This window comes from Paenibacillus chondroitinus NBRC 15376 (assembly GCF_004000765.1).
Classification (GTDB): domain Bacteria; phylum Bacillota; class Bacilli; order Paenibacillales; family NBRC-103111; genus Paenibacillus_E; species Paenibacillus_E chondroitinus.
Window position 1 is genome coordinate 217220 of record NZ_BILW01000007.1, and the last position, 16084, is coordinate 233303.

Annotated in this window: 16 protein-coding genes and 3 tRNA genes; 3 read left to right on the forward strand and 16 right to left on the reverse strand. The window is 47.9% G+C overall.

The window, feature by feature from the left end; translation table 11 throughout:
• Positions 1 to 798 carry a stalk domain-containing protein gene (locus PCH02S_RS36690; protein ID WP_307719932.1) on the forward strand — a complete coding sequence of 266 codons (798 nt, stop codon included), beginning with the start codon at positions 1 to 3 and terminating at the stop codon, positions 796 to 798.
• 584 nt (positions 799 to 1382) lie between these two features.
• Here PCH02S_RS36690 and PCH02S_RS11850 read toward each other — a convergent pair.
• Complete coding sequence (locus tag PCH02S_RS11850) at positions 1383 to 2576, reverse strand: GNAT family N-acetyltransferase (protein WP_127453174.1); 1194 nt, start codon at positions 2574 to 2576, stop codon at positions 1383 to 1385.
• A 177-nt stretch (positions 2577 to 2753) separates the two neighbouring features.
• Here PCH02S_RS11850 and PCH02S_RS11855 point away from each other — a divergent pair, with 177 nt between their 5' ends.
• The gene (locus PCH02S_RS11855; RefSeq protein ID WP_127453175.1) at positions 2754 to 2867 is read left to right on the forward strand and encodes a sporulation protein YjcZ; all 114 of its coding nucleotides are present in this window, start codon (positions 2754 to 2756) and stop codon (positions 2865 to 2867) included.
• Between the two features lie 92 nt (positions 2868 to 2959).
• On the opposite strand, the gene PCH02S_RS11860 is transcribed toward PCH02S_RS11855, so the two are convergent.
• From PCH02S_RS11860 to PCH02S_RS11905, 10 genes are all read right to left on the reverse strand, one after another.
• On the reverse strand, positions 2960 to 4228 hold the full coding sequence (locus PCH02S_RS11860; protein WP_246069041.1) for a molybdopterin molybdotransferase MoeA: 1269 nt from the start codon (positions 4226 to 4228) through the stop codon (positions 2960 to 2962).
• Positions 4229 to 4250: 22 nt separating this feature from the next.
• On the reverse strand, positions 4251 to 5255 hold the full coding sequence (gene moaA, locus PCH02S_RS11865; RefSeq protein ID WP_127453177.1) for a GTP 3',8-cyclase MoaA: 1005 nt from the start codon (positions 5253 to 5255) through the stop codon (positions 4251 to 4253).
• A 55-nt stretch (positions 5256 to 5310) separates the two neighbouring features.
• Positions 5311 to 5925: a molybdenum cofactor guanylyltransferase gene (gene mobA, locus PCH02S_RS11870; protein ID WP_127453179.1), complete on the reverse strand. Its 615-nt coding sequence runs from the start codon at positions 5923 to 5925 to the stop codon at positions 5311 to 5313.
• Entirely contained in the window at positions 5922 to 6572 is a 651-nt protein-coding gene (locus tag PCH02S_RS11875; RefSeq protein WP_127453181.1) for an MOSC domain-containing protein, read from the reverse strand. Before PCH02S_RS11875 ends, mobA begins: the two co-directional genes overlap by 4 nt.
• Before the next feature lie 86 nt (positions 6573 to 6658).
• A complete protein-coding gene (locus PCH02S_RS11880) occupies positions 6659 to 7978 on the reverse strand; it encodes a molybdopterin-dependent oxidoreductase (protein WP_127453182.1) in 1320 nt (439 codons plus the stop codon).
• A gap of 189 nt (positions 7979 to 8167) precedes the next feature.
• Entirely contained in the window at positions 8168 to 8644 is a 477-nt protein-coding gene (locus PCH02S_RS11885) for a copper amine oxidase N-terminal domain-containing protein (RefSeq protein ID WP_127453184.1), read from the reverse strand.
• Positions 8645 to 8765: 121 nt separating this feature from the next.
• Positions 8766 to 9779, reverse strand: coding sequence for a HAMP domain-containing sensor histidine kinase (locus tag PCH02S_RS11890; protein ID WP_127453186.1), 1014 nt, complete (start codon positions 9777 to 9779; stop codon positions 8766 to 8768).
• A gap of 32 nt (positions 9780 to 9811) precedes the next feature.
• Complete coding sequence (locus tag PCH02S_RS11895) at positions 9812 to 10534, reverse strand: response regulator transcription factor (RefSeq protein ID WP_127453187.1); 723 nt, start codon at positions 10532 to 10534, stop codon at positions 9812 to 9814.
• 160 nt (positions 10535 to 10694) lie between these two features.
• A complete protein-coding gene (locus tag PCH02S_RS11900; RefSeq protein WP_127453189.1) occupies positions 10695 to 11933 on the reverse strand; it encodes an MDR family MFS transporter in 1239 nt (412 codons plus the stop codon).
• Between the two features lie 108 nt (positions 11934 to 12041).
• Complete coding sequence (locus tag PCH02S_RS11905; RefSeq protein ID WP_127453191.1) at positions 12042 to 12425, reverse strand: hypothetical protein; 384 nt, start codon at positions 12423 to 12425, stop codon at positions 12042 to 12044.
• A gap of 232 nt (positions 12426 to 12657) precedes the next feature.
• Here PCH02S_RS11905 and PCH02S_RS11910 point away from each other — a divergent pair, with 232 nt between their 5' ends.
• Positions 12658 to 13452: an alpha/beta fold hydrolase gene (locus PCH02S_RS11910; protein WP_127453192.1), complete on the forward strand. Its 795-nt coding sequence runs from the start codon at positions 12658 to 12660 to the stop codon at positions 13450 to 13452.
• On the opposite strand, the gene PCH02S_RS11915 is transcribed toward PCH02S_RS11910, so the two are convergent.
• From PCH02S_RS11915 to PCH02S_RS11935, 5 genes are all read right to left on the reverse strand, one after another.
• On the reverse strand, positions 13442 to 14656 hold the full coding sequence (locus PCH02S_RS11915; protein WP_127453235.1) for an ROK family protein: 1215 nt from the start codon (positions 14654 to 14656) through the stop codon (positions 13442 to 13444). The genes PCH02S_RS11910 and PCH02S_RS11915 overlap by 11 nt on opposite strands.
• A 74-nt stretch (positions 14657 to 14730) precedes the next feature.
• Positions 14731 to 15438, reverse strand: coding sequence for a class I SAM-dependent methyltransferase (locus tag PCH02S_RS11920; protein ID WP_246069042.1), 708 nt, complete (start codon positions 15436 to 15438; stop codon positions 14731 to 14733).
• Between the two features lie 365 nt (positions 15439 to 15803).
• Positions 15804 to 15882, reverse strand: a tRNA-Leu gene (locus PCH02S_RS11925).
• Positions 15883 to 15903: 21 nt separating this feature from the next.
• Positions 15904 to 15992, reverse strand: a tRNA-Leu gene (locus PCH02S_RS11930).
• An 11-nt stretch (positions 15993 to 16003) separates the two neighbouring features.
• Positions 16004 to 16077, reverse strand: a tRNA-Cys gene (locus tag PCH02S_RS11935).
• Between the last annotated feature and the right edge of the window lie 7 nt (positions 16078 to 16084).

The window sequence follows — 16084 nt, forward strand, 5'->3', positions numbered from 1 at the left end:
ATGTTTACAAAAGGGTTAGCGTGCCTTGCTGTGTCCGCCACAGTTTTGGCAGGAGGCTTTCTTTCCCCATTTTCGGGACATGCTTATGCAGCAGCCGCGAGTATGGACGTGAAAGTGCAAGTCAACGATGACCTGGTTCAATTTCCGGATGCCCAGCCTTATTTGGATGACAACCACGCTACACAAGTACCGATCCGTTTCGTAACTGAGAAACTGGGTTATGATGTACAATGGCAAAAGGAAGGCGACGCAATTAAAGTCACACTGAACAATGACAAGCATTCTATTTCCTTGGTGTCAGGTCAAAAAGAGGCCGAAATCGATAGCACTCCTGTCGAGATGGACACACACGCTGAGTTCCAAAACGGACGTGTCTACGTGCCGCTTCGGTTCTTAAGCAATGCTTCCGACATTCCCGTTCAGTGGGATGCAAGCAGCAACTTAGCTATCTTAAGTAAAGACGGCAATCATCACGCACCTGATTATGAGCTATTTGAGTCAACAGCTTACTCCGCAGATCCTTCTGAAAATGGAGGCTTTGGAGCATTGGACTATATGGGGAATCCATTAGGAATCGGAACCGTCGCTGTAGATCCATCGGTTATTCCACTTGGATCTAAGCTCTATATAGAAGGTTATGATTTCAACGGCCTGCCAAAAGGCGGCATGTATGCTTATGCAACGGATACCGGTGGTTCCATCAAAGGCAAACGCGTTGATATTTACATTCCAGGCTCCCAGCAGTCCTTACGCAAATTCGGCTTCCAAACTGTAAAAGTGTACAAACTAAACCCGTGATGATCACGGGTTTTTTAATTTTAATTTTGACGAAAAGCCAGCCAATATCAGGAAGCTAGCCGGTGCATGCATTTTGATCCTGCGCCGAGTTATTTGCTTACAAAACACTCAATCACTCTAGTACTAAACGGGGGCTTGACAGAGTGCGTTCATATCAGGAGCCTGTAGTTTCCACTAAGCCAGCCGAAAAGGCGGATTTCCCTGAAATAGCGCCTCACAGTTCCCTTTCAGGTCGGGGGACATGCGAGTGCAGCCCGGAGACCTCTCAGCGGAACTACAGTCCACTATTTGTTTGAAAAGCTGGCTTCTGATCCAGCAAGGGGAACTGGAGTCCTCTATTTCCTCGTTTTCGGCTGAAAAGCGAGGTAACTCATGGCAATAGGACCCCGTAATTCCGCTAAGCCAGCCGAAAAGGAGGTTTTCCCTGAAATAGCGCCCCACAGTTCCCTTTCGTTCGGGGGACGTGCGAGTGCAGCACGGAAGCATTCAACGGAACTACAGTCCTCTATTCCCTCATTCTCGGCCGAAAATTCGGAGAGAAAGCGCACTAACAAAAAACGGCCCCGGAATACCGGGACCGAATCCTAAAAGAAATCCGCCAAATACGTCGTGCGCTGCGGAATAGCCGCCTCCAACTGAGTCACAAGCTCCTGCGAACCTTGTAGCCGCTCGATTTTGGCCATAAAGCCAGCCTTTTGATAACTCATAAATAAGGCAGTTAACGTTTGAATGCTACAACTCAGTATACGCTCATCTGCTGGTTGCTCACCCTCAGCTAACTTGATGACCTCCGCTTTTTCCCCGCCACTGCCTGTGAATTGCAATTGGAAAATGCCGTCATTCCAATCAGCATGGGGATCAGAAATCCGCAAATAGATCGGCTCAACCTCCTTGCGCGATTCAAACCGATACTGCCTCAGGAAAGCTTCCACATCGATAATACGCGCCGAAAAATACGTGATTTTCTCCTGCTTGAACTTAGGATCATGCACCAGGAAAGGAAGCTGATCATCCGCTGGCGCTTTAACCTCCACCTTCGAGATCATGGAATCATGATCGGCTATGAACTTCCATAACCCGCGTCTCGTTTCTTCATCCAGAAACACCATCTCATGAATCGTCGCCGTATACTCTTTTACTTGGTAAAAGACGTACCCCGTCCGTTCACCCTTGGCATTAACATAGAGGGCTACCGTACCTTTTTTGTTTTTAAAATATCGGTTGTTCCACCAACTTGCGTCCCGCTCCATCATTCCATTGAATTGCAGGGCATACTGCTCATAAATAGGATTCAAAAGCTCCCATTCCCTCGTCACACGAACAATTGAACTGCCTTCCGGGGCATGAAATTTCGGAAGTTTATCCGCAGGAATTTCATATTTCAGGTAGTCAATATACGTCTCCCAGCCATACTTCCGATAAAATTCGAACTTAAACGGAGATAGAAAGGAGACGGTCTGCCCTTGCTCTTTCATCACCTTGAGCGCTTGAAGCAGCAGCTTCGCGACCATCCCGTTGCGCCTGTACTCCGGCCATGTTGCTACTCCCGCAATACCGCCCATGGCAAAACGCTGACCATTCAGCCACGTATGAAATTGGTTAATTTGAAGCTTAGCAGTTAGTTTACCCTGAACAAAATAGCCCCAAATTTGCTTTGGATCTGTCCAATTGCTGCGGTCTTCCTGCTCTTCTGCGCTCAGCTCATATTGAAAAGCAAACTGGGATAATGCAAGACTCTCCGGCAATTCCTGTTGTTCCAATGTTCGAATTTCACTCATTATGTATCACCTCATGTACAAGTATACTGGAAAATCATTAACAATACCTATGCCTAATTAGGCGCTCGCCATTTAGAAATCAGGGCATACGTCCAATCAACGAATGTCTCTACGTCATATGATGTTGATGTATAGTGATTCAACCCACTTAAATACTTAAGAACCGGAGGGGATACTATGTCATATGCAGCTGGTTGTGGTACTGGATACGGATCTGGATACGGATCTGTAGGTGTCGTTCTTGTCCTTTATGTTCTGCTTGTTATCATCTTGGCTACTTTCGCAATCTAATTTTCCCTTCATTCCAACCTGACTATTCCTTGTAAAAAGACCTGCATGCACCAACTTCTTTGAAAGAAGATGAGTGATCAGCAGGTCTTTTTTTATTTGATCGGATAGATAAGAACACGTTCGGCCCTCGCAAAACCTGAGCCTCCGGCAGGCAGTTGAATCAAACAATCCGCATCTTTAATGGAAACCATGATGCTGGACTTATCAATGCCAGAGGGCTTAACCCACAAACAGCCATTCTCGACATGCGTTGTCCCCCGGACATAACGCGGGAATGCCGAGCCTTTGTTGTAATCCACATCCAAATAAGCGGTCATGGCTTCCGGGCAAGGCGATGAGGAGCCTGACATCGCTTTAATCAGCGGCTTGGCAAATAGCTCAAAGCCTACAAACGATGCGCCCGGATTACCGGAGAGCGAGAGCAGCAGCCTATTCTCCCAAAAGGCTGCGCTCGTCGGCGTGCCTGGCCGCATCGCCACTTTATTAAACAGGAGCTTGCCCCCAAACCTTCCAAACAAATCCACCAGAACATCATAGTCACCAACTGAGACACCGCCGGAAGTGATGACAAGGTCAACCTTGGCTAATGACTCCAGCAGCGCGATTTCCACCTCTTCTACATTGTCCGACAGCGCCTGCATGATCATCGCTTCTCCGCCCGCTGCTTCAACTTGCGCAGCAAGCATGTAGCTGTTGCTGTTACGAATTCGTCCAGGCTGCAGCGCTTCCTCAACATTCAATAACTCAGAGCCTGTTGAAAAAATCGCTACCCTCGGTTTGCGGAAAACCGTCACGTAGGAATAACCAAAAGTCGCTAATATCGCCGCTTCACCAGGCCCGATTTGTGATCCTTGCGGAAGCAATAACTCCTGCGCGGCTATTTCCCCGGCAATAGGAGTTATGTTGCTGCCCGTGGGTACATTTTTCTTAATGCAGACCTGAGTCGAGCTTACCCCCGCATCCAGCAAGGGAAGCGCATCCGTCATTTCCAGCATCACCACGCAATCCGCTCCATCTGGAACAGGCGCTCCCGTCATGATCCGGGATGCAGCACCTGAATACACGGCAAGCTCAGGAACCGTTCCGCTTGGAATATGCTCAATGACACGCAAGATAGCAGGATTTTCTGGCGATGCCTTTTCAATATCCGCAGAGCAAACCGCGTATCCATCCACGCCGGATCGGCGAAAATGAGGCACGGGATGATCGGCATAAATATCCCCGGCTAATCGCCTGTTGAACGCAGCGGACAACGGAACAACTTCCGTTTCAGTAAGTTCGACATATCCGGAAAGCACGCTTCGAGCTTCTTCCACCGAAATGACTTTACGCCCGAATTTAAGCTTCACATCGCTATTCACTAACGTCCGTTCCTCCTATGGGCTAACCGCCAATTTGCGACATCCGGCGAAGTGTTGGTGTATGAGACTGGCTTTCATTCAGCAGTGCCTGCGCCATCTCATGATTTTGCGGCTTGATATCCAAAGCACGGAAGAAAAGGTCTTCCATGGCCGAATCATTCCCAATATAAGTCCGAACATTGAATTCATCTGACCAATACAAACATGGCTTCACATTACCATCTGCCGTAATTCGCAGGCGATTGCAGGTTTCGCAGAAGTGATCGCTGATCGGATGAATGAGCCCGAATGAACCTTGTGCGCCTTCGATCCGGAAGTTTTGAGCAGGCCCGTTCCCATACACGGCGTCCGATGCTATCGCATTCCAACCCTTTTCCTTGCAGCGATCCAATACGGTCGACAAGGGCAAATAGCGGCTTTTCCAAGCCTCATCCTGATGCCCGATCGGCATATATTCTATGAACCGAACTTGAATCGGACGATCCATCGTCATTTGTAAAAAGTCTTCAATTTCGTCATCATTCATGCCCTTCATAAGGACAACATTCAACTTGATCGGGGTAATGCCCACACGATAAGCTTCTTCAATGCTGGCCAGAACACGGTTAATATCGCCACCTCGGGTGATGAGTGAGAACCGGTCTGCTTTCAAGGAATCCAGGCTTATATTCACACGGGTTAATCCTGCTGCGCGAAGCTTTTCAGCTCTTGAAGCAAAATAAATCCCATTCGTTGTCAACGCAATATCTTCGATCCCGGGTATTTGGGAGAGCATGCCAATCAATTGTTCCAGGTTTTTACGCACAAGCGGTTCTCCGCCGGTTAATCTCAGCTTTCGGACTCCCAGTCCAGCCAGCACGCGAACAACCTCGGTGATTTCCTCGAACGTTAACAGCTTGTCATCCGGTTCAAATTCCATTCCTTCTTCGGGCATACAATAAACACAACGAAGATTACAGCGATCCGTAACGGATATTCGCAAGTAATCGTGCATGCGTCCAAAACGATCCATCAGCAGCTTCGGCATGAAGTTCACCTTCTCTCCAGTCCATTATGACACATTTTTTAACTAAAACCTACACTCATGATAGATTCTCTAACATAAACTTGTATTCATCCGGCGTATTCACATTCGTTACAAACTTTGACGGCAGATTTAACTTTTCAAAAAAAGCATTCTCCGCAGGCAACCAGTCGATATGATCCAACAATCCCATCAATCGATATTGCTCCTGCTTCAATAGCACCTCAGCCTCAGATCCAACTAATCTGGAGTATATCCCATGGAGCGGATGAACCTTGCCATCTATGACCGGAATAACCGCATCAACATTGGCTTCTTGGCACAATTGTCTCATAGCTTCTGCGGCTTCGGATGAAATGAACGGCATATCACAACCGACAATCCACATGAATTCTTCAGTTACGGCTTGCGCAGCTGCATGAATACCGCTTAGAGGGCCTTTTTGAATATATATATCTGACACCCATTGTACATTCATAGGAATAGAATTAGTTGCTAGAAGTAACTGGAACGCCTCGGGTTCATTCGATACGACAATCATCTGGTTGCAGATACGGGACATTTCCGTAAGCTGACGAAGAAGCAAGGGCTGATCTTGAACAGGAAGCAGCGCCTTGCTTCTTCCCCCCATGCGGCGATTGAGCCCTCCGGCCAAAATAACACCTGTCATCATAATTCGAGTTCCGCCAACCGTTTCGTGAAGGATTTCTTCCAGCTTTCAGATAGAGCTTCCGTTTGAACGAGACGTTGAGCTCCATCCTTGCTCATTTTATCGTGATATTTGATTTGATTCGCGTAGGCCAGCGTTACGCCGTCAGCATCTTTGGCGACAAGCTTCACTTGTGAATTTATCGAGAGAAACCCTTCTTGCAAAACTCTGAAATAGAAACCGGTAAATCCTGTTTCTTGCATTTGCAGAGGAGTTTTAGCCCACTCCAGACGTTTGCCTACTTTAAAACAAGGCTGGCGCGGCTGCGAGACCTGAACAATTACTTCGTCAATAGCATAAATGTCGCCAATGCAAACGTCCGTCTCCAGAAAACCGCGCACCGTTAGATTTTCACCAAAAGCACCCGCTTCCAGCTTGCGGCCAAGCACTTCCTCCCAGTAAGCATAATGCTCCTCGGGGTAAACACACAGTGCTTTATCAACGCCGCCGTGCACCGTCAAATCGGCTTGCCCGTCCCCGTCCAATTGGGTTTTGGACACATACAAAGATGAGCTGACCGGGGACTTGTATATGCCCGTGACCAGCTCTTTGCCTTGATTTTCAACAATTTGTGGTTTGCCCACATTCACCGATACGATTTTCAACGTTATTCCTCATTTCCAAGCGAGTTCTTTGACATAACTATATCAAAAACCACCCGGAAAGTCAGTTTCAGTTTCTTGCCATTTCATTCCCATTACGCATTGTTAGATCGATCCACCCAAGCATCATTATCGTAGCCTCTAACTTCCCAATACCCCATATGTTCCTTCTCAATAAGCTCAATCGCTTGGAGCCATTTGACGGATTTATACGCATACATCTGCGGAACGATCAGCCGGACGGGACCTCCTAATTTTTGTGGAATCGGCTTGCCATCCAGCATCACAGCTACCATAATGTCGTCACCGTCAGCTTGTTCCAGCGAAAGAGCATCGGTATACACCTTATCGCCGGAATAAAATTTCACAAATTTCGCCTTGGACTGCACACCCGCTGCTGCTAAAAGCTGTTTAAGCGGTATGCCTTCCCACGTACAATTATAAATGGACCAGCCGGTCACACAATGGAAGTTGCTAACCTGTACCGTTCGTTTCAGCTTCAGAAACTCTTCCCAGTTCCAAACAGCAGGTTTATCGACTAGACCGGAAATTGCGAATTGCCAAGTCTCCGAGGAAAAAGCCGGAATTTCCGTCACCGTATAAATACGGAAATTCCCTTTCGCTCCTCCGCCGACCACAGCGGCGGAGTCCGGCAGCGGCGCAGGCGGCGGCAGCATGCTGTTGCCGTCGCCTGCGACATACTCGGCGGTCGACGAACCGCCGGTGTCGAAAGCGCCTTTTATCCAGCGATAAAAGGCGGGGCCGACCGCGATCACAAGCACCAGTCCTGCGGCAAGCCGCAGGAACGAGGCGCGTGTGATCGGCGACGCCTTCAGCGCGGCGATAACCGCCTGCGCTGCTGTGCGCTCCGCCGTGGCGTCAGACGCCGCCACGGGGGGTGCTGCCGCCGGCTGTGCAGCCGGCGGCTTAACGGCAGCGGCGGCTTGATCCTGCCGCTGCTGGCGCTTCAGCCATCTGCTGCGTGAGATGGCGTGGTACACGGCATACGGCACTCCGACCCAGGTCAGCAGGTCATGGATGAGGAGTGCCGCATTGTTTAAAGCAGGTGGCAGATGACGGAACTGCCACAGGACAACCCCGGACGCTGCCCACCCGACCAGCAGCGCCAGCACGAAGACCAGATTCGCGCGTTGATTGCGGCGCGTGCGAATCTGCCGCCAATGTTTGCGAATCATTGGCGCGTATAAGATCATCAGCAAAATAGAAGCGACACCCAAATAAATGTGAAGCTGCTTCAACGACACTCGGACAATCCCCAAATCTCCGCGAATCGCCCCTATGCTAAGTACAATGCCCGTTATGGTCAGCAGCAGGAGAATCCAGGCATTCCAGCTATGTATAGCATTAAGACGCTTGCCAAAGGATTGCTTTAACCAACCTCTTTTCGACTCCATACGCCCACATCCTATCAACCAATAGTTTATACCTCTAATCATAACGTACAAATCTTAAGAAAAGCTTACAAACTCGCTAAAATTATTAAGTTTCGTCCAACTTCCCCCTTGCTCCCAGCCAATACAAAAAAGCGGTCTCTTCGAGACCGCAAATCCACCACGTACTTTTGCTTTACTTATTTCACGCTATTACTTCATCATCATTTTATTGAGTAAATATGTATCGATGAACGCTTTAGGGACATAGGTCATGTCGTTCACGATCGTTGGAGCGACCATTAGCATTTCTTCCATACTACCCACAGTAATCGCTTTGCTATCGATATGGAGCATAATTTTCCCATCCATATCCATGCTTTTATCCATCATCGTTTTATCCTGCATATTTTTATCATCCATCATTTTCTTATCTTCAATCGTCTTCTTGTCTTGCATAGATTTCATCAGAGTTACTGTTCTAGTCATATCATTCCATGTTACTTGGAAACCAAGAGACTCAGCAACTTTTCGAAGGGGTGCGAGCTCGTTGCCGTCTATGGTGACAGTTTCAATGCTGCTATAATTGTCCTTTGGCACCATCATTTCTTCCGCGTTAATTAAGTTTGGCAATGCTAACATTCCGACCATCATTGTTACTGCCATTCCTTTTTTCTTCCAATTTCTCATTGATAATTCCTCCTAGAGTTTCAAAGTTCTCTCATTTCCTAAGATAATGTACAAAACTTAAGAAATCCTAACGAAGAAATTACAAATAACTTACAAGAGACTAACAAAATAAATAGAACTCCTACGAATCAATAGGAATAGTAAACCAAAACGTGCTACCACTCGCCTTATCCTTCCCCGCTCGGCTATCCACACCGATTGTTCCGCCATGCAGCTGGACGATGGACTTAGCAATCGCCAAGCCAAGTCCGGCGCCCCCGCTAGCACGCGTTCGTGATGGGTCCGACCGATAAAACCGATCGAAAATTTTGTCCGCATCCCTTTCCTCGATTCCCTCGCCTTGATCTTGAATCAGCAGCTTTAGATAAGAGGTCGGCAGCTGTTCAACTTTAATTGTAATGCTGCCGCCAACAGGGGAGTGACGAATGGCATTCCCCAAAATGTTCGCCAGAACCCGCTTCATCTCCTGAGGCATAATAGTCACAGGAGGCAAGTAATCGGGCAGGTCTACAACGACTTGCAGCTGCTTATCTTCCAGCTGAAAAGCCAAGCTTTGCAGACCATCCACTAGGAGCTGATCAACATGATACGGCTCCGGCACGAAGTCGGTTCCTCCTGCATCAAGCTGCGACAGCTTGAATAGCTCCTGGATCAACCCGTCTAATCGTCCTGTTTCCAAACGAATGGTTCGGAGATAACGCTCGAAGGTCGCTTTATCCTGAATGACATCGTCTTCCAGTGCTTCTACGAAAGCCTTAATTGAAGCCATTGGCGTTCGCAGATCATGCGACACATTCGCCACAAGCTCCTTGCGGGAAATCTCGGATGTTCGTAATTTGCCGAAGCTTTCTTTCAGTTTCCCACTCATGCGGTTGAACTGTTCCGCTAATCTTTGAAATTCAGCCGGCCCAATGTGAGGCACTACGCCCTCAAAATGGCCTTCTGAGATGCGAGTCGTCTCCTGAGTAATGGCATGAATAGCTTTTTCCAGAGGGCGTGTCATGATGTAATGGATGCCCATCGATACGACAGCTGCACCTAGGGTAACAGTCGACAGAATCACAACATCCTTCCAGAGAAGCAGCATAAAATGGTAGCAAATAAGCAGCGTAAGCAAGATAATCCCTGTACTCACTCCGCTTGCAATGAGCAAATATAATCGAAGTTTCAGGATCGCTCCCTCCCTTCGAATTTATAACCGATGCCCCACACCGTTTTGATATAGCGCGGCTCAGAAGGATTCGGCTCCAGTTTCTCTCTTAAACGGCGGATATGAACAGTTACGGTCGTTGTATCCCCGTAATAATCAATATCCCACACTTTACTCAGCAACTGGTTTCGTGAAAAAACTTGATCCGGATGGGCTGCGAACAAATGCAGCAGCTCAAATTCCTTCACAGTCAACTCGACATCTTTGTCGAGGACGCGAACACTGCGATGCAGCACATTGATTTCGAGTCCAGGGTATCTCAATATATGAGCAGGCAGTGCTGCCTCTGCATTCACAACAGTCTCCGTCTGAGTGCGCTTCAGCCTACGCAAAATCCCTTTCACTCGCAGCACAAGCTCTCGTGGGGAAAAGGGCTTCGTCAAGTAGTCGTCAGCCCCCATCGTGAGTCCCATCAACCGGTCCATTTCGTCCCCCAACGCCGTCAGCATGATGATGGGAACGTCCCGCTCATTGCGAATTTCTTCGCAAACCTGCCAGCCGTTTTTACCGGGCATCATCAGATCCAGCACGATCAATTGCGGATTGTGCTGCCGCCATTGCCTGATTGCTTCCTCCCCGTTCATCGCTGAAATGACCTGATAGCCTTCCCTCTCCAAATAAACAGTACAAACATCTATAATATTTGGTTCATCATCCACAACCAGAACTAATGTTCCCATACAGACATACCTCCTCAAGCTAGTATAATTATACCTCATCCTTTTGCAAGGAAACTTACAGATGTCTTACAAAACAATAAAAAACCCAGCATCCTTTAGATGCCAGGTTTCCTTACCGTTAATATGAACGAAATCAGAAACTCAACTAATTCCCTTTAGTTTATACTTGCAGCACACCTTCAACAGCGGGCTCTTCCTGCTTACGATTTAAGCTTCGGATATATCTCGTTTGAGCAATACCGGCAGCAATAAGAATGACGCCTACGACGGCAAACATCACTTTTCCGCCATAATGGCTGAATAGCAATCCTCCCAGAACAGGGCCGATGGCACGCGATAGCTGCCAATTCATTCCGAACACGGAGAAGTACAAGCCTCTATGCTCCACTGGGGCAATTACGGAAATCACTTTTTGAATATGGGGACCGTTCAACATTTCACCAATGGTAAATAAAAATTCAACAAAAAGCAAAATCGCAAGATAAGGAACAAATCCGTAACCGATGGATACAACTGCAAACAACATGTAGGATACAGCCACGACAATATAAGCAGGGACGTGCTCTGTTCGTTTTGCAATCCACAGCTGCAGCGCGATAACTACGCACCCATTGAAAGTAATAATCGTTGCAAAGACTGATTTATAATTTTCGAAATTTTGCTGTAGATGTAAAGGAAATGTAGACTCAACTTGCGCGTATAAAAGGGATACCGGCATGGCCAGAAAAGTAATCCACAACAGTGGTTTATGCTCCGACCATTTAATTTTGACTTTGCTAGCTTTTGCGGCAGCCAGCACCTCTTCACTTTTAACAGGCATCGTCTCTGGGACCTTCCATATGACTAAGCCTGCATAAGCAACAAGTGTTACCGAACAAGCCAGGAAGATAATCGACGGATTCATGGTAAATAAGAGTAAGCCTAAAAGCGGACCAAAGGCTGAACCCATGTTTAAAGCCGTGTGCAATAAAGCAAAAACCTCAGCTCGCTTCTGCTCCGGCACAACATCCGAAATCTGAGCATTGGCAGCAGGCCCATACATCGCATGTCCAATTCCATTAACAATGGAAATAAGCGCAAACTCCCATACGTGGCTGGCAAATATATATCCACCAATAGCGAAGGCTTGAATTAGGAGCGCTGCAAGCATCATTGGTTTCCGTCCATACTTATCACTCAAGCTGCCTGCATATAAGTTTACGAATATTCCGCATAAAGGCTGTAGACCTACGATTAACATGGATAAAAACACGGAACCATCCAACTTGTCATACAAATAAAAAACTAGATAGGGTCTCATCATAAAACCGGCTAACGACGTCAGGATCGTGCCCACGACTCGAACCCATATCGCTGTGTCATACTTGCTAATCACCGAAAAAAAGGGAATTCTTTGCATTTGACCTCCTAGATGTCTTTGGTACTTTCAGTTTAGAAGGAATTGAGCAAAAGAAAAAGGTAAAATCTCGTTATAACGGATTTCACCTTTTATGTATCTCCTATTTTCTTAACCTCCGATACGAATCTTCCGGTAAGTATCGATAAACGAAAGGACATCTACGCGCTTCCCCCTCTTCTTCGCTACTCTGGCCATTTTCACTAGGGTTGTCCAGAATTCGTCGAGCACGGGAGATTCAAAATCATTTTCCTTCGGAACCTGTGTCAATTTATTCTTGTTCGTGTATGAAGCTCCTTCATCCGAGATCAGATATTGAATCTGACTTTTTTTCCACTGCTCGCCGGTTACGTAGCTTACGCCAATTTCGCGCATTTTTTTGCGTACAGATGTGACAGGACGAGATAATTCTTTGGCAATTACAACGGGAGGGCACTCTGATGAAAGTCGAATTAACTTGTCCAATTCTTGTGTGGACCAAGGTTTTTTAGTCATAAACATTAACCTCACTTTATAAATGAAAGATTCGTATTCGCTTTTACTGGTTAACAACGGGTATACTGAGAGAATAACAATCAAATGTTAAAGAAGTATGAGTTAACCATAATGAAAGTATGAAGACATAACTTTTTCGCTATTTCTCTTGTTTTTACGACCTTTGAACTAATATTTTGGTGAAATTTAGGTCTTTATGCGTGGCAAAACTAGTCGTGGAGGGTGACAACGAATGAAACATCATATTAATGGAGCAGAGTTGTACATAGCGGAAAAAGGACAAGGGGCACCTGTCATTTTACTGCACGGATTTCCATTGGATCATCGCATGTGGCAAGCGCAGGTAGAAGCTTTGTCGGGGAATTATCGTGTGATTACACCTGATTTACGCGGTATGGGGCATTCGGATGTACCCGAAGCTAACATTTCAATGGAGCAATACGCGGATGATATTTTGACAATGATGGACAAAATGGACATACAAAAAGCCGCACTTGGCGGCTTCTCCATGGGTGGATATGTGGCTTTTGCACTTCTGCGCAAAGCTCCTAAGCGATTCACCGGACTTCTCCTCGCCAATACCCGTCCGGAAGCAGACGGGATGGAGGCTCGTAAGAACCGTATGAATATGGCGTCTGCCCTCTATGACAAAGGGGCCAGCGCGGCAAGAGATGCCATGCTGCCGAAGCTGCTTACCGAGCAGACCGCCAAAGATCAACCAGGGCTCGTAGAGAGCTTAAGTGCGGTTATGGCTTCCATGCCTGCCGAAGGTCTGGTCCACGCGAGCCTGGCCATGGCGTTCCGCGCCGACTCCGTCGACCTCCTCGGAGCTATCTCCGTACCGACGCTTGTCATCGCCGGTGAGAAAGATCCGATTGCGCCTCCGGATGTCATGAAAAAGATGGCTGACGCGATTCCTGGAGCCACCTTTCATGCCATCCCTGGGGCTTCGCATCTGGCGCCGATGGAGCAACCCGAAGCCTTCAATGCGCTGCTCCTTGAATTCCTCCAGGGCGTCACAGCCTAACCAGCTGGTCCATGACCATCACGGCTGCTCCCATGGCAAGGGCCTCTTCACCAAGCTGCCCCTTGCTGAAAACAACCTGATACGCGGGGTAGTAGTACGTTTTCCGAATCGCTACCTGTGTAGCGGTTTGGAAGAACAACTCCCCGCCCGCGATGAGCGGGCCCCCGAGAATGACCTTCTCCGGGTGCAAAATATTTAATAAATTGGCTAGTCCTATGCCAAAATAGGTCGCAGCCTCCGTAATGATCTCCACGACAAGGGGATCATTTTTTTTGAGTGCCTCCAATACCTGCGTGTAGGACAATTGCTCCGGGTCCTCCACCAACTGCGACAGCACCGTGGATCGGCCCTGTTTTAAGGCAGAGCGTGCCGCCTTTTCAATCGCATACAAGGATGCGTATGACTCCAAGGCGCCGTAGTTTCCTGAGGCGTCACGGTGCGCCACGCCATCCGTTTGAATGATCATTTGCCCGACAGAGCCTTCCATGTCAACCGCGCCATAGATGAGCTTCCCTTCCGATACCATGGAAGATCGCAAGCCAACCCCGGCATGAATATATAGCAGATGTTTGAAACTCTGCGTGCGCTGATGCCAGGATTCCGCTAAAATGGCTGTGTTCGCTCCGTTATCCAGCATGGAGGGAATACCCAGTTCCTCTGTCAGCAGCCTGCAGATTTCAACGTTTCTCCAACCATTGGCCTGAAAATAAGCCGGCTCCAATATCGTTCCAGACAGCCTGTCCACCGGCCCCACGGCGCCGACACCGATTCCTAGCAGCATTGACTTCGTGATCCCATGCCGCTCCATCATATCGTGCGCCTCCTTGACAATGAGGCGGATTAGCACTTCCGGCGTCATCTCTGCCGTCATCGTCCAGCTCCGGGCATCTAATTTGTTCATGCCCAAATCAACCAAAACCAGCTTGGACAACGTCCTTGAGATATCCAAGCCGAAAACATACGCGTAGGCCGAATTCTTCTCATACAGAATTGGCCTACGCCCGCCTGTTGACGCACCGAAGCCGGATTCAAGTATGAATCCTTGGCCCGTCAGTTCTTCCAAAAGCCGCGTCAACGTAGAGACCGTCATCCCGCTTTGCTCAAGCAGCTCCGTCTTGGATATCGTCGTATGGCGGCAAATCAACTCATAAATCTCTTTGGCTTTCCGGTTTGGAATGCGTTCCGATATAGCGCCAGCGTTCAAAAGAAACAGCCCCCAATGATAATCTTTCTCGCCTAATTCGCCATTGGGGTGCTTAATTCCTGCCACGGTTCTATCTATTCCTTCGAGCCTATCATGAGCGTGTATCCCATGTAACTATGATACTTATTCACCAGCTCATCATATCTGGCTGTAATTTGCCATATGCGCGGGTCCATGAACGATTGCTTATCGGATAGATGCACTGGGTCTGGATGCTGGACTTGATCTTCGAACATCGTTAATGGAAACGGATGGATGCCGGAGAACTCCACAGCAAACTTGCTTCCTTCCAGCAGCTCCCGCCATTCATCCATGCTATAAATTTTACTAACTCCATAAAAGCTGCACAGTGCCCTATGGACGCCAGTGGACATATTTTTGACGCGGATAACTTCCCGGTCATAAAGCTTCCCGCCTGGTTTCAACACCCGGTAATACTCAGAGACCGCCTTCTGCGCTTCTGCGAAATTCGTGACAGACTCCACCATCACAACGTCAAACGATTCATTTTCAAAAGGTAATTGGCACACATCTCCCTCTCGAAAATCCACCTTCACTCCTTGCTTTTCGGCCCGAATTATCGCTTTAGCTACCATTTCGGGGCGAATATCGACAGCTGTCACTTCACATCCCTGCTCCGCAAGGAAGCACGCCGTTCTCCCCGTCCCGCATCCGACCTCCAGAACGCGTTTCCCTTTCTCTATCGGGTATTTCTTCAATTGTTCCATGGTCTCGCCGAACCCGCCAGGGTGCGCATTGCCCACTCCAAGCTTTGCTAACATATCTAGGTACTCGATAGCACTCACACCTCCATAATGGCATTTCAATCTCTTTTTTACCATATGGAGGGCTGCTGCCTCTTGTTCGAACTCTGGGTCGATTTTCTAAAAAAAGGCTCCCGCCTAATGGGCTTTTTCAGCTTCTCTTGAACAGATCGCCCAATCATACAGGGGTAATCGTAACAATGACTTACGCTTGGTTATGAAGTCATTTCATAGCTAAAAAAGATGGAGCTCCAGTTCATTTGAACCTTGCTCCTTCTATTATTCATTCCTCGGTATCAATCAACTAACTACATAATATAACTTTCTTATTCACAAATGAAAAAAGCTCTTGAAATCAAATGATTTCAAGAGCTCTCTTTGTATACCGGCAAGAGGACTCGAACCTCCACCCTTTCGGACTCGATTTTGAGTCGAGCGCGTCTGCCATTCCGCCATGCCGGCATATAAACTTGTAAAAAACATTGGTGCCGAAGACCAGACTTGAACTGGTACGGTAGTCACCTACCGCAGGATTTTAAGTCCTGTGCGTCTGCCGATTCCGCCACTCCGGCTAATACATTTGTGGAGGCGCCACCCAGACTCGAACTGGGGGTAAAGCTTTTGCAGAGCTCTGCCTTACCACTTGGCTATGGCGCCTTAGTAA